Annotated in this window: 7 protein-coding genes; all 7 read right to left on the reverse strand. The window is 59.2% G+C overall.

Annotated elements, in window-relative coordinates; translation table 11 throughout:
* Window positions 1–227: 227 nt before the first annotated feature.
* Window positions 228–494: a spike base protein, RCAP_Rcc01079 family gene (locus tag DDE76_RS17625; RefSeq protein WP_104894070.1), complete on the reverse strand. Its 267-nt coding sequence runs from the start codon at window positions 492–494 to the stop codon at window positions 228–230.
* Window positions 495–649: 155 nt separating this feature from the next.
* Window positions 650–9364: a beta strand repeat-containing protein gene (locus DDE76_RS17630; protein WP_104894069.1), complete on the reverse strand. Its 8715-nt coding sequence runs from the start codon at window positions 9362–9364 to the stop codon at window positions 650–652.
* Between the two features lie 403 nt (window positions 9365–9767).
* Entirely contained in the window at window positions 9768–11147 is a 1380-nt protein-coding gene (locus DDE76_RS17635) for an HlyD family type I secretion periplasmic adaptor subunit (protein ID WP_104894068.1), read from the reverse strand.
* Window positions 11144–12892: a type I secretion system permease/ATPase gene (locus DDE76_RS17640; protein ID WP_104894067.1), complete on the reverse strand. Its 1749-nt coding sequence runs from the start codon at window positions 12890–12892 to the stop codon at window positions 11144–11146. The genes DDE76_RS17635 and DDE76_RS17640 overlap by 4 nt, the downstream gene beginning before the upstream one ends.
* Window positions 12893–13196: 304 nt before the next feature.
* A complete protein-coding gene (locus DDE76_RS17645; RefSeq protein WP_342748408.1) occupies window positions 13197–14051 on the reverse strand; it encodes a sugar transferase in 855 nt (284 codons plus the stop codon).
* Between the two features lie 449 nt (window positions 14052–14500).
* The gene (locus DDE76_RS17650; protein ID WP_104894065.1) at window positions 14501–14707 is read right to left on the reverse strand and encodes a hypothetical protein; all 207 of its coding nucleotides are present in this window, start codon (window positions 14705–14707) and stop codon (window positions 14501–14503) included.
* 465 nt (window positions 14708–15172) lie between these two features.
* Complete coding sequence (locus tag DDE76_RS17655; RefSeq protein WP_157955891.1) at window positions 15173–15739, reverse strand: transglutaminase-like cysteine peptidase; 567 nt, start codon at window positions 15737–15739, stop codon at window positions 15173–15175.
* Window positions 15740–16016: the final 277 nt, after the last annotated feature.

Consider the following 16016-nt stretch of genomic DNA (forward strand, 5'->3'; position numbering starts at 1 on the left):
ACAGCGGCAACCATGAGCACGGCATCATGGCCTTCACCGAAGATGGCATTGATCATCTACGCCATCTCATTGAAGAGAAACAATCAGCCACGAACTGACAGCGCCGTGGCCCTCAGCGGAGGCTTACCCATTGATCCGATACAGCCCTTCTGCAAACGAGAGGGCATATGGCGCGCCCGACAGCCGATCGCCGACGCGGCCTGCCTGGCCCAGCGAGAGACCAATCATTACGACAGCCCCACGATATCGGTCGCTGTCGTGCCGGTAGCACGCACCCGCTGAAGGCGCAGGGGCAACAGGCTTCCCGCTGGAACGTTGGGCAGGACCAGCTCGGCGCCCGATACGAATGTCACCGCCAGGGCACCGGACGACCCGACATAGATCGCGCGCGTAATCTCGCTGAGATCCGTCGCGTCATTAGGGGTGATGGCAAAGCCATGCGTGGCCGGGGCATCCAGCGCCTGCGTATGAGTAGAGTAACGATCGTTTGGCATCCATGTGCTCCTGGTTTCCTGCGCGGGCCTGCGAGCCCGTGATCTCATGGTCCCTGTAGACAATAAGACTGCGCTGAACAGCGGGGATAACTCGCCAAACAAAAACCCCGGCCGAGACCGGCCGGGGCTGCAATATTTAGCTGAGGCGAGAAGCGTCAGGCGATGAACAGGTCGTCGTCGACGCGCGTGCCATTCCCGAAGTCGAGCACTTCGTCCAGCATCAGGTCGGTGACCGTCTGCTGCTGCGACACAAGGCCAGATGGCAGGACACTGATCGAGTCATCGCCATTGAGCAGGAAGATGTCGTCGGTGGCGTCACCGTCGTAGTTGCCCACGGCCAGCACCGCACCGGCACCCAGCATGCCCACACCCACATTGGCACCGCCGCCGCTGAGATACGATGTGTAGCCGATCGTGCCGCCATTGCTGTTGTCAACGGTCTGGAACAGCAGATCGTCATTGCCGTCGCCATTGAAGTCACCAACGCCAATCAGGTCACGGCCAATCTGGAAGCCGATATTGGTGTAGCTGTTGTTGGCAAGATCATAGGCGGCAACCCAACCACTTGCGGACTTGAAGATGACGTCCTGGCTGTTGTCACCATTCAGATCGGCCAGCCCGATGACTTCACGGCCATTGATACCGCCAAGACCCATGTAGGTCGTGCCGCCATTGACCTGGGCAGACAGATATCCATTGCCCTTGTTCATCATCAGGATGTCGTCCTTGCCGTCACCGTCAAGGTCTCCGACAGCCAGGATTTCATGGTTTGGCAGCGAACGCAGACCAACCCCGCCGACACCCGGCTTGATATAGCCAAGCCAGCCGCTGGAGCTATAGGTCAGGACATCGTCCTTGCCGTCGCCATTGAAATCGCCGACCGCAGCAACACTCTGGAAGCCAACGCCCACAAGGGCATCGCCATCTGTCACATAATGCCAGCCATTCGGGTTCTTGATGAGCTGGTCCTGGGTGCCGTCGCCATCAAAGTCGCCGATACCAACCTTGTAATCCCAATCAAAGGCAAAGCCGTTGAACTCGAGATTCTCGACCCCGTCGAGCACCGTGGTGCCGTCACTGCCAATGATGGTCTTGGTGGCCGTATCGATGCGATAGGACCCAATGCCACCGTCGAACACCGCCGTGTCGATGCCGTCGCCGCCGAAGATGAAGTCATCCCCGCCATAGCCGGCAAGACGGTCATTTCCGAGGCCGCCATGCAGCTCGTTGGCGCTCGAATTGCCTTCCAGGACGTCGTCGAAGTCCGAACCCTTCAGGTTTTCCACATGGCGCAGCGACGTCGAGTTGCTACCCCAGCTGGCCGAGCCCCAGGCAGAACCTTCATTGAGGAAGGCAATGACCGCAGCACTTGCACTGGAAGCGTCGAAGGTATCAAGGCCACCGCCAGCACTGATGAAGTCCGTGCCGTTGGACGCCAGGAACACGTTGTTCCCTGTGGTACCCACGATCGAGTCGTTCCCGGTCGAACCGCGAACATTCTCGAAGCCTGACAGGGTGTGGCTGACCCCGCTCCCCGACACCGTCCCGTTCAGGATGATGTTAAGGCCGTTGGACAGGCCGCTATAGTCGACCAGATCGTTCTCACCATCACCGCCGTTCAGCGTGTGGCCAAGGCCCGCTGCTGCCCGATAGATGTCGTCACCGCCGCCCATGTTCAACGTAAGCTGATCGAAGGCGCTGCCGCTGGCGTCAACCTCGTGGTTGCCGGCACCCAACGTGATGTCGAACCGCTCGACGCTGTTGTAGTTCACCGTCAGGCTACCCACGGACAGGCTGCTCGAACCGATCGTGACAGTGCCGTCCCCGGCCACCGAGGAGGCATCGATCTTGAGCGTGTCGCTGCCCGCTCCACCGTCGAAGGTGTCGCTACCCTGGCCGATCTCATAGATGAACGTGTCATTGCCCGAACCGGCAAACACGCCATCGGAGTGCTCAGTGCCCGAAATCGACTGGCCACCGCTGTTGAGCCCGTAGAGCCCGACTTCGCGCACGCTGGCGTCGAACGTGTTGGGACCAACGATCGAACCGGCGTCGACCACAGCATCGAACAGACCCACGCCAACATGCTCGAACCCGCTATTGGCAAACGCGTTGCCCGACACGGAGATGTTGCTGCTGCCCGGATAGGCATCGACCGAGACACCGACATTGTTGCCGTCAAACAGGTTGTCGCCAACGGCGATATTCTCGCCACCATTGACATAAATGCCTGTCGCCCAGCCGTGGAAAGCGCTGCCCGACACGTCAAGCCCGCTACCCGCACCGCCGATATTGGTTTCAATACCTATGCCCGAGTAAGCCACCGCATCCTGCACGAAGAGGCTGTTGACCACGACCAGACCCGTTGCGGCCGCGGTCAGTGCCGCACCCGCCCCGTCCTTCGAGAACTTGACGCCCTCGATACGCACGCCTTCCGCCTGAACCAGCAGGTTGCCGTCGATCACGCTTTCCGAGCCGGTGCGACCGGCGGCATCATCCTCGGCACGGATACCGATAATGGTCAGCCCGGCCTTGGAAGCGCCGATAACGCCACCACCGAAGGCACCTTCGGACAACAGGATCGTGTCGAGCCCAGTAGCCGCGTCAATCGCGTCCTGCAGCGTGGCAAAGCCATTCGCTCCCACGATCAGCACGCGGCCTTCCGAGGCCGAGTCGGCGAACTCGAGAATTTCGACACCGGAGACGGTTTCGACACCATCGTCCGAGGTGATCTCGCCGGACGAGACCAGATCGCTCAGATCGACATTTTCACGGTTGAAGCCGAGCTTGACCGTGTCGACACCATCGCCACCCACATAGGTGTCGAGCCCTGCGCCACCGTCCAGTACGTCATTGCCGGCGCCGCCGTCCATGATGTCGTTGCCCTCACCGCCATAAAGGGTGTCGTTGCCGCCACCGCCATAGATGACGTCATCGCCACCAAGACCGTAGAAGGTGTGCTCGGCATTGTTGCTGGCGCTGAGATCACCGAAGAACTTGTCGACAAGCTCGGTGCCGGTGACCTCCTGATCGGAGTTCGCGGCATAGATGCTGACGTTCTTGTCCGCGGTGTCGAAGGTGTTCGTATCGCTTATGAACGTGCTCAGATCCACATTTGCGGCATTCACGGCCACCGCGATATGGGCGCCGGCGCTGCTCTGGAAGTCGTTGCCCGAGACGTCGGACAGTGCCGGATCATCGATATTGATGGCATTGCCGTTGCCAACGAAGGTGTTGCCAGTAACGATCGCACCGGGACCATCGTTGAAGTAGATGCCGGACCGCAGTTCGACGATCATGTTGTCCGTGACCGTCAGATTGTCTGCGTTGCCGGTCGTGATGATGCCGCGTGTGCTGCCATCCGTCGGATAGTCACCGTCGAGAACCGAGTTAGTAATCGCGATGCCATCGGCGTCCACATAGATCAGGCGGCCGACAGTTGCCGCGCCGTCTTCAAAGCGTACACCATCGAGCGTGCTGTTGTCGGAACCGGTACCAAAGCTGATCGAGCCGGAGATGATCGTCTCGTCGCCGCGCAGAACATCCGTGCCCCCAAGCCCGGAATTGGCACCCAGGAAAGTCAGGCTCTTGGTGACGGAGAGGACTTCCGCGAAGGTGCCGGCACCGATGACGATCGTGTCGCCGGACGCGGCTCCATTGATGGCCGCCTGGATCGACATGCCGTTCAGGACGACATACGTGTTCGATCCCGGAGTATCGCCGATACGGATCAGCTCAACGCCGGTGATGTCGTCGGCCTTGGCCATGACATCGGCTGCCTCCGTGCCGTCGGCGAACACCAGAAGGTCTGTGCCTTCGCCGCCAGCCAGAGACGTGTCGGCAAGCTCGCCATAGAGCGTGTCGTCGCCCTCGCCGCCGTCGAGGCTGTCGGCCCCAGCGCCGCCGTACAGCACGTCATTGCCGGCGCCACCTTCGATGGTGTCGTTGCCCTCACCGCCATAAAGGGTGTCGTTGCCGCCACCGCCATAGATGACGTCATCGCCACCAAGACCGTAGAAGGTGTGCTCGGCATTGTTGCTGGCGCTGAGATCACCGAAGAACTTGTCGACAAGCTCGGTGCCGGTGACCTCCTGATCGGAGTTCGCGGCATAGATGCTGACGTTCTTGTCCGCGGTGTCGAAGGTGTTCGTATCGCTTATGAACGTGCTCAGATCCACATTTGCGGCATTCACGGCCACCGCGATATGGGCGCCGGCGCTGCTCTGGAAGTCGTTGCCCGAGACGTCGGACAGTGCCGGATCATCGATATTGATGGCATTGCCGTTGCCAACGAAGGTGTTGCCAGTAACGATCGCACCGGGACCATCGTTGAAGTAGATGCCGGACCGCAGTTCGACGATCATGTTGTCCGTGACCGTCAGATTGTCTGCGTTGCCGGTCGTGATGATGCCGCGTGTGCTGCCATCCGTCGGATAGTCACCGTCGAGAACCGAGTTAGTAATCGCGATGCCATCGGCGTCCACATAGATCAGGCGGCCGACAGTTGCCGCGCCGTCTTCAAAGCGTACACCATCGAGCGTGCTGTTGTCGGAACCGGTACCAAAGCTGATCGAGCCGGAGATGATCGTCTCGTCGCCGCGCAGAACATCCGTGCCCCCAAGCCCGGAATTGGCACCCAGGAAAGTCAGGCTCTTGGTGACGGAGAGGACTTCCGCGAAGGTGCCGGCACCGATGACGATCGTGTCGCCGGACGCGGCTCCATTGATGGCCGCCTGGATCGACATGCCGTTCAGGACGACATACGTGTTCGATCCCGGAGTATCGCCGATACGGATCAGCTCAACGCCGGTGATGTCGTCGGCCTTGGCCATGACATCGGCTGCCTCCGTGCCGTCGGCGAACACCAGAAGGTCTGTGCCTTCGCCGCCAGCCAGAGACGTGTCGGCAAGCTCGCCATAGAGCGTGTCGTCGCCCTCGCCGCCGTCGAGGCTGTCGGCCCCAGCGCCGCCGTACAGTACGTCATTGCCGGCGCCACCTTCGATGGTGTCGGCGCCCTCATCGCCATACAGGGTGTCGTTGCCACCACCGCCGTTGAGAACGTTGTCGCCACTGTTGCCAGTGATGTCGTTATTTTCATCATTGCCGGTAACGTTGACGTTGGCGCCCAGGCCTTCGGCATAGTCGGCCAGCTCGATGCTGGTCACGCCGTTGCCGAGTTCCAGCGTCAGGTCGGTGTCGGCATTGAGTTCCTTCACGATCAGGCCGTCGGTCACGATGGTCTGCGTGCCGGCCTCATCCGCGCTTTTCGAAACCAGAACGGCATTGCCTTCTTCCGCATCAGCGGAAGCCGAACCGACGTCCTTATGCAGCGTGAATCCGTTGGAGTGGGCAATATTGCCGCCACCAAGGTCGGTCTGCGCGTCGTGATACTGCAGGCTGTCGCCGTCATTGGTCACAAAGGCATAGGTCTCGATGGTGTTGTCGGCGATGAAATCGTCGACAAACGCGCGATCCGGCATGAAGTTCAGATCGTCCGAACGAGCGTACAGATAGCTCTGGTTCGGATCATTGAACGTGTTGCCTTCAACGACCGGCATGGCCACCTCGGCATTGCGCCAGGCCACTTGGTCATCATTGCCCGTGATGATGATGCCACCGCGATAGGCGGGATCGGCATTGTTGTTCACGAACTGATTGTTGACCACAAGGATCAGTTCCGACGGCGCATTGGCGCCATTCAGGCCCACACCATTGGCCACTACAACACTGCCCTCGACGATGTTGCCGTCAATGGTCAGCGTCTGGATCTGTGACACCCAGTTGCTGCCGGTACCAACCGGCACGGAACGATCGTTCACATAGACGGAAGAGGCGACGTCCACTTCACCAGGAGCCCCGACGGTGCTGCCGGTCAGGACAAAGTTGTCACCAACAACCTCGACGACCTTGTTGATCACCGACAAAGGTGAGCCATTCCAGGCCGTTGGGGTGGCTTCCAGCGTCAGACCATTGATGCTCACATCATCAGCGGTGACAAAGAAGTGCGTGCCCCAGCCGCTCTGCCGTTCGGACTGAATGACCGGCGCGTCTTCGCTTGCGGCATTCACAAGATTGCCGGCGCTATCCACGCCCTGCAGCGTCACGGACTTGTTGATCAGCAGGCCCAGCGGGTTGTTGCCGGAATTGGTGCCCGGCAGACCCTGAGCGTGCTCAGCGGTCGGCGAAGCAGTGAAATCCGCCGATTCGACATAGGGGTTCTCGCCGGCCGCGACCAGGATGGTCTCACCACCCGCTGCAGCATCAATCGCCGCCTGGACCGAGGTGAACCCGCCGTCAGCGAGCTGGTCGACCAGCAGGTACACATCCGAGCCGATTTCGACACGCTCGATACCGCTCAGGGTGTCCGCAACTTCACCGTCCTTCCAGATCACCCATTGACCATCGACAATCCGGAGTTCGCCGGCATCCGCCCCGAACTGGACAGTGTCGATACCGCCCTCACCGTCATATTCGTCGACGCCTGGGCTATCGACAAAGGTGTCAGAGCCCTCGCCACCGGCCAGATCGTCGTCAACCAGGCCGCCTTCAATGACGTTCGGCTGTGCGCCACCCTGCCAGTCGACTGGAGTATTGAGTGCATCGACGCCAACATATGTACCGTTGCCGATGATGCTGACACCGTCTTCCAACGTGTTGCCCTCGCCGAACTCGGCGTAGCTCGTGTCATTTTCGTCATAACCGACCGCGACGGCGCTACCATTGCCGGTAATATTGCTGTTTGTGATGACGACCGAAGTACCATCACCGTAATAGGTCGTTGCCAGAATGCCCGCAGACCCCGAACCGTCACCGGCGCCGCCAGTATTGCCGGTAATCGTGACATGGTCGACTGTGATCTGGCCGCCGGCACCTGCTTCGATGCCGTAGTCCAGATGCGCGCCATCGCCCTTGCCCGTGAAGGTGCTGTGGCTCACGCTACCGGTGGTATCATCGCGGAAATGGGCGCCGATACGCTGGATGTTATAGAAATCGGAGTTGCTGATATCGGCATGGCCGAACTGAACCGCCACACCCGTACCGACATACTGCGCATAATAAACGTCATAGACGGCGACATTGTCGATCGTGGCGTTGCCCACGACACGAATGGCCTGTGACACCAATTGGCCCGTACCGTTTACCGCAAGGTCCGAAATAGTGGCATTGACCCCATCGGCAACAAAGATCGCCCCGCGGGCATCCCCGCTATTGGTGGTGTTGTAGTCGATATGCAGCGTGGTGTCGCTCTTGCCCTGACCTTTGATGGTAACGTCGCGGTCAATGACGACCTGAGCTCCACCAAGATTGAACGTGCCGTCAGCGAGCAGGACGGTATCGCCACCATTGACGTCTGCAGACGCAACGGCGCCGGCGAAACCCAGTTCGCTACCGCCACCTACCAGCCAGGTCGAGGTCGCATCGTTGAACTGCACTTCTTCAATGCCGGTGAGGATGACGGTTTGGGCCGCTTCACCCTCTCCCGTCGTCACGGTCCATGCACCATTGACGAAGGCGATCGTTGCATCGCCCGAGGCGACGTCTAGAACCAGCTTGTCGGTACCCTCTCCGCCCTGAACAATGTCGTTGCCACCAAGGGTCTCGATGGTGTCATTGCCGGCGCCACCAACCAAAATATTGTCGCCGACGGTACCAACCAGGGTGTCGTTCCCCTGGCCGCCAATGGCGCGCTCGACACTCACAAGGGTCGTGTCGATACCTGCGCCGGTCGCCGTCCCCGCTGACAGGTTAATCTCGACATCGCCAGTGGCCGAGCTGGCATTGAACGCATCATTGCCACCGCGCCCATCGATCTGGTCTTCGCCAGCCGATGCGAAAAAGACATTGTCGCCGGAATTGCCGTAAATGACATCATTGCCGTCGCCGCCGGCGACGTTTTCGATGCTCTGCAGATTATCAAAGCCGGTTTCAGCACCACCGAACGCAATGCCGGAGCTCAGATCAACGAACGCGCCACCGTCATTGTTTTCGGCAACGCTATAGGTATCACTGCCCTCGCCACCCTCAATAGTCTGGTTGCCGGCCTCAGCCACGAACCAGTCATTGCCAGCCGTGCCAGTGGCATCGGTCTGGATTGTGGTCACCAGCGCGTCTTCGGTGTTGACGAAAGTGCTGTCCGCGCTGGCGGCAGCCGCGGCGCGGGCAGAAGCTTCATCGGGATAGCCCGTGACTACACCCGACGTTGTGACCACGAAGAAGCGGTCGCCGACGATGTCGCCCTGGCGACCGTCCAGATCGATCTGCGCAGGCGAGAGGCCGGCGGCGAGGTCGAAGGCGATCGTTTTTCCCAGCAGAGCATTGTCGCCCACCGTACCGGTACCCGAATAGATCGGACGTGTACCAAAGGCTTCGGCGGCTTCAGTGCGCACACCGGAATTGAAGTCAACGATGACATCTTCGGTCAGTTCGTATCCATCACCATAGGCTGTGGGGAAACGTGCATTCGTCGCGCCATCAGTGACATTGCCAAGGATATTGTCGTGGAACGACTGACCGGGGCCATTCGGGCGCAGCTTGGCAATGTCGAGAATGGCCGGATGGCCTTCGCTCAGGTAGGCAACATAGGCATTGCCCAGCTCCATGAACGCCAGATTGACGGCGAGGGCCGCGTCTCCGCGAACGGCGCCCGGATCGCTCAGGATTGCGGCAAGGTCGTCGAACGGCGCGCCAAGACCGGCGACGGCATCGATCGAAGACGCGAGCGTGAATGGGTCGATATTGGTGTCATAGCCGACACCGGAGAGCACGGCGCCACCAGCGCCTGGCGACGGTGAGTTCAGAATCTGCACATAGATGGCGTCGAGCTGAACCCAAGCAGCCTTGAACTGCTCGGCAGTGATGGAAATGGCCATTTAAAGTACCCCAAATTACTGACAATGCAGTTGGGATACCGGCACCCCCGTCCCCTACTGCCGACCGCCACCATATGTGCCAGTATGAAACAGAGCAAGATGAGATGATTACTTTTCGTTAATTTCGCAATTGTAAAACTTGTGTAACAGTGCGGGCATAGCGCAAAGTCGCTGATTTCGTGGGACCTTGAGACTGTAACCTTGGAGCTCTGCCTCTCGATAAATAGCTGCAACACAAAATGAGGATTGTGCCGTCAAGTCCAAAGAAGGCGCGGTACAAGAATTGCAATAGTCAAAATACGCTAACCGGCGTGGGCGGCACACATATCGCCACGAGGACGACCAGCATGTCAGCCCCGCATTGGCCAAGACGGCGGCGTCCCATAGTGGCCCAACCATCAGGTCAGTCATGGACGAACGCACGGCGAACCGAACGAACGAATGGATCCACGAGGTACTGAAGCATGGTCCGCTCACCGGTCACGATCGTGACGTCGGCCGGCATGCCGGGTGACATATACATGTCCGCATGCTTGGCCAGCTCCTCCGAGGGCACACGCACGCGCACTTCGTAATAGGCCTGCCCCGTACGCTCGTCCGTAATGCTGTCGGCCCCAACCTGCATGACTTCGCCGTTGAGCGGCAGTTCGTTTCTGCTGGCAAAGGGCACCAGCGTAACATGCGACTTGAGGCCAACCGAAACGGAGTCGATGTCCTGCGGATTGAGTTTGGCCAGGATAACCATGTCGTCGTTCAAAGGAACGATATCCATGATGGTTGCACCAGGAGCGACGACGCCGCCTGCCCGCTCATGGCGCATGTTGAGCACCACGCCATCAACCGGGCTGCGCACCTCGGTGCGACTGACCTGGTCGGTGGCCGCGACCAGTTCCTGCTCGATTTGCGCCAGGCTGTTGTTCACGTCGGCAGCCTCGCGCGTCGCCGCGTCGAGTTGCGCTTCATATTCCTGGAGCTTGGCCAGCCGCACCTCTTCTATGCTCTGGTTCACCCTGGCGATTTGCGACTGGTTCGAAGCTATGGCGGCAGCGATGGAAGCCTGTTGGCGCTGCAATGTCAGCACTTCCGAGCGCGCGATCAATTGCTGGTCCAGCAGTCTCTGCTTGTCCTGTATCTCCAGGTCGATGAACCCGATCTGCGCCTCGAGACCCTTGATCTCTGCCTGCAACGCACTGATTTCACTATTGAACTGCTCAATCTGGCGATCATAGATACTGATTTGCTGCCGATAGCTCGTGCGCTGGCTCTCGAATAGCTTGCTTTCGCTCGTCCAGTATTCCTGCATCCCTGCGGAGGCATACTGTTCGAGCTCTGGCGGAACGACAATGGAATCTGCCCCATCGACCAATGCCGTCAGTCGCGCACGCCGCACCAGCAGGCGCAACCATTCCTCGCGCTGCGCGGACAGGCCGGCCTCGGCTCTGGTCGAAATCAGGCTCACCAACAGATCACCGGCGCTCACCTGCTGCCCTTCCCGGACATAGACGGCCCCCACGATGCCACCTTCCAGGTGCTGAATTGCCGGATTGGCGCCATCAGCGCTGACCTGGCCACTCGCCACCGCCCCGCTCGACAAAGGCGCCGTGGCTGCCCACAGTCCGCCCGCGACGAAGAACAGGCCGGCAACGACAAGGCCGAACAGGATCGGGCCCTTGAGCAATTGCCGCATGCTGGCCGACGCTTCTGGCTTCTCTCCGCCCGTGGAGCCGGCAAGCGCCAATGCTCGAGCATTATTGCCCGTTTGCCCGTCCGCAAGGCTTGTCATATCGAAACCCCTCCACTCCGGGCCGACTGTTGCTCATTTGGCACCAGCGTCGGACGCGGCGGCGTTGGTTGCGGCGACATTTCGCGTAACACCTCGTCGCGGTTACCGAACTTCTCGAGTATGCCATCTCGCAGGACGCCGACCTTATCAACTGGACGCAGCAACGAAGCCCGATGGCTGACCAGAACAACGGCCGCGCCGCGCCGCTTAAGGTGGAAAATGGCTTCGATCAGCGCCGCCTCCCCTTCCTGGTCCAAATTCGAGTTCGGCTCGTCGAGCACCACCAGTTTCGGTTCGCCATAAATGGCACGCGCCAGCCCTATGCGTTGCCGCTGCCCGCCACTGAGGAAGATACCCCTCGGCCCCAGTTCGGTCTCATATCCATTCTCAAGCCGCAGGATCATGTCATGGCAACCAGCGGCCTTGGCTGCCGCCATGACCGCCGCGTCGTCCACCCTGCCCAACCGAGCAATGTTCTCCTTGACGGTACCACTGAACAATTCCACCGCCTGCGGCAGATAGCCAATGGTCGTTGCCGCATCTTCCGGCCGAAGCGAGGTGACGTCGGCACCATCCAGGCGCACCACGCCAGCGGCGGGGCTGATCGCCCCAACAATCAGACGGCACATTGTGCTCTTGCCCGAAGCAGAAGGTCCAACAAGCGCCATGACGGTGCCAGGATCGATCTGGAATGCAACGCGGTTCAGGGTCAGTCGCGCATGTCCGAGAATTGCATAGCTCACACCCTCCACCGTGAGACGGCCATTAAGATTGGGATTGGCGATCCGAGCGCGATCGCCCGGTACAGCGGAGAGAAAGCCACGCACATTCCTGTAGGCATCAAGTGCCAGCAGGGACTGCTTCCAGGAGCCGATGGTCTGCTCGATGGGGGCCAGCGCCCGCCCCAGCACAATCGAGGATGCGATCATGCCGCCCGGCGTAAGCTCCGCGCGAATGACCAAATAGGCGCCAAGCCCAAGGATCATGCTCTGCACCAGCAGCCGGATCGCCTTTGAGATCGCCGTAATGGTCGATCCAGCGTCGGATGATTGCTGAACTGCCGCACCCATATCCGCCACTTGGCGCCGATAGCGGCCGATAATGGCATCCTGCATGCCCATTGCCTGAATGACCTCGGCGTTCTGCATCGCGCCGAGAGCCTGCTCCTGCACGATGGACTGCCGGGCATTCGCCTCGCGCAGCGCCTTCCGTGTCAGCAAGTCGTTTGCCAAGGCAAGCCCGAACAGCACAACAGCGGCTGCCGTGGCCAGCAATCCGAGCCATGGATGCATAAGGGCAATGATGATCAGGAACAGCGGGACCCAGGGCGCGTCCATGAATGGGAGAATGGCGGGGCTGCCAAGATAATTCCGGATGACTCCAAAATCTTCCAGCACGCGGCGCTTGGCATCTCCCTCAACACGGGATTGCTCAATGACTTGCGACAATACGGCGTCACGCAGTTTCAGATCAAGATAGCGCCCGACCCGTGTCATCATGAAACTGCGCATGCCTTCCAGCATGCCGAGCACGACAAGGGCGACCAGCGCGATAAGGCTGACAAAGACCAGAGTTTCGACCTGGCCGGATACCAGTACCCGATCATAAACCTGCATCATGTAAAGAGACGGTGCCAGCACCAGCAAATTGACCAGAAGGCTGAAGGCGAGAACGGCGCCAAGCGCGCCAAAAATGGCCCTCTCGACGTTCAGTTGCCCCCAGTAAGTTTGGCCTGGCTTGTTCATGAAAGACTTGCCTCTCCCTACCGTCAAAATGCAGCATCGACGGTAATTTGCTGTTGCCCCGAGGTCTCAGGACATTTGCCCTCAGATATCCTCGGAATAGTCATGGAGAACAAGCATCTCTCCTGCCAATGGTAAACCTAACCGCCGCAACGAAAAATCCTTGTCAAAGCCGATATGACCATCGGATCATCATCTGCCGCAGCGCTTGTTCGGATGCTTTGCTTGAGAAAACATGCGTTGACCCAATCGAAGGTCCGGGCCCCGCAATGGTGCTCTTTGGAGCACGAACCAAGCCGCCCGCGTCTCAATGCCCGGTGCCGGTGATGAATTCGCGTACCGCTGTCTTCACCAGGATCTTGGCATCAAGCCACAGCGAAAAGTTCTGCACATAGGCAATGTCGTGGTCGATGCGGGCCTTGGCCTTTTGCGCATCGTCCGTGGGGCCACGCAATCCGTTCGCCTGTGCCCAGCCTGTCAGACCAGGCAACATTTCCAGCCGTGCATCATAATAGGGCACCAGTTCACGATAGTCGCGTTTGGCGGCTCGCATGCCAGGAACATGCGGGCGCGGCCCGACCAGCGACATGTCGCCCTTGAGCACGTTGAGCAATTGCGGCAATTCATCAATGCTGGTGCGACGCAGGAAGCGACCAAGGGGCGTAACACGGCTATCCCCCTGCAGCGTTTGCGACACGCCGGAAGGATCGGCCATGTCCATCCACATGGTGCGAAACTTGTAGGCCACGAACCGCTGGCCCCGGTAGCCTTCCCGCACTTGCCGGAACAAGACCGGACCGTCGCTGGTGATGCGGATACACATCGCCACAATAATCAGCAATGGAAGCAGGAATAGCAGTGCGCTGACGGTCAAGGTAACATCAAGAGCGCGTTTCAACACCAGTTGGAAGCGCCGGCCAGTCGTTGCCTCAGCAGGTCTTGGCATGCCATTCGACCACAGGATCGGCAATCCATTCTGTCGCCCCACGACTGGGACCCCATGTGAAGGCACGCGCCCATGAGTGGCATCAATTCCTATGGACGAGCGCATGGACAGGCCCCTGCCGCTCGACACTTTCGTCACCCCGTCTACGCTCATCGTTGTCCCACCGCTTTGCGTAACTGACTGAACAATTAACCAGACGCCGCTGCCTCTTCGCATCAGCGCCAGAACGACCAAAGGTTAATTGCCCGTTAATTTCAAATATAGCCACAATATTCCTGAAACACCAAGCACATAAATCGTGATAAAGAGTGTTTCGGTTAATCAGGAGCGGAGCGCTTGGAAATGGCCGAGACGTGCGCGGTCAGCGACCTCTGAAAAGTCCTGGAAGGGCCAAGGTCCTGACAAAAACACTGTATGACAGTACTTTGAATAGACCAACACTATCTGGATTTCGCCCACGCCACGGAGAAATGAGCACATCGCGACCGACCAGGGCAGGCAAACTCACACAACCAGCCGCGCCACTTTCAAATGAAAGCACCAGCACAAAGACTGTTTATGCACGCATTTCCGACATATGTGCCAAAAAGTATTCTTAAATAGATGAAAATCTACTGACGCCGCTCAATATTGTTGAGCGACGCCAACAGACTGCAATAACAAGGTTACGCCACAGGGCTTGCTGCGGCCGGCCCAATTGCTCCGGATTCCGGCAGCAGCTCTTCAAACACCGCATCGATCGGCAGGCCACCATCGGCTACGGCCACTTCGCCACGCAGCGCGGCAAAGGACTGCAGGGCGGCCTCTTCCGAAACGCCGCCGGCAATCAGAGCGCTCGAGTAGGCATTGATTGCGTCCGTGCAGACTGCCACGACAGGCGCTACACCCGCGTCAGGTGTGCAAGCCAGGAATACAGCCTCATACAAAGCTTCGTAACCTGGGACAGGAGCAGCCTGTGCGGACGACATTGCTGCCAGACCTGCAAATCCAGTTGCACCAAGTACAGTGATAAGCTTACGCATTCGCCACCCTCGCTTGTTCGTCGCGCCCGTTCAATCAACGCTCAGAAATGAACACTGCCCGCTGTTTAGACTTTGTTTACTCTTTTGACAATGACGATTGACCCGTATTGGTAAACATCTTGATTGATGTATGTTCCGTGACACTCGGCAAAGCATTATAAACCAACGGTTTTTTAGACAGAATCGGCGCGTATGGCGGCCTCGGACCAAACGATCGCAAGGCCGCCTTGCGCTGACCGCATGGGTTCACGATGATATGCAGAAAAGGCACCGCCCCGAAGCGATGCCTTTTCTGTTTCGATAGATTGGCTGTCTTTAGCCGGCAGTCCACCGGGTGGGGTTGGCCGATGACATGGAGCGGATCTGGTATCCCGAGGCACGCAGCGTCTTGACCGAGTTGTTCAGGTTATCGAGGACATAATCACCCTGGCTGGTGCGGACAACCAGAACGGCATGCGGCTCTCCCTGGCGGGTCTTCGTGTAGGCAATGCGCAGCGAACCGGAAGATACCCCGTGACGGATCAGCATGCTGCGCTTGCTCAGCACGTAATCCTCACAATCCCCAGCTTCGGGGTTGAGCGACCAGACATCGGCTGTGTCAGTCTCGGGCCGAATGGACCTGTTTACATGCACATTGACCTGCTTGAGCATCGTCATAAGATTGGGGGTCATGGCCACTTGTGCGCTGCCGCCGCTCCGGCACTCACTGCGGTTCTTTGCGCAGAAGAATTGCATCGACAACGGGGTCACCGCTGCCAGGCGCATTGCCGGGTCGAAACCGTCTATGCCGGTGTAATTCGTGTAGGCGGCAGCACCGCCGATGCTCGACATGGTGATTGCAAGTGCGACGCCTGCGATCTTCATGGAAAACTTGGTGTTCATTTGCGCCATCCCTGATGCGTTGATGACGGCAAGATGCACGCAACAGATTGCGCCCGGCTTTGCAGGATAGATACAATTTTATTCAATTTGGCGCGGTTCCGGCCGCTCCTGGAAAGTCTCCTAATCTTCCCCGAAGAAGGCGATCTTGCTTCCCGCGGCGCAATTTGAGACGAGCTGTCGGCAAACTTTATTCAAATGCGACACACCCTTCCCGCCACGCATCAAGCTGGCGGGTCCCAGCTACCCGTGATAGTCAGACGCCCGAGTAATTTGCCGT

The sequence above is a fragment of the Devosia indica genome (assembly GCF_003056405.1).
Lineage (GTDB): Bacteria > Pseudomonadota > Alphaproteobacteria > Rhizobiales > Devosiaceae > Devosia > Devosia indica.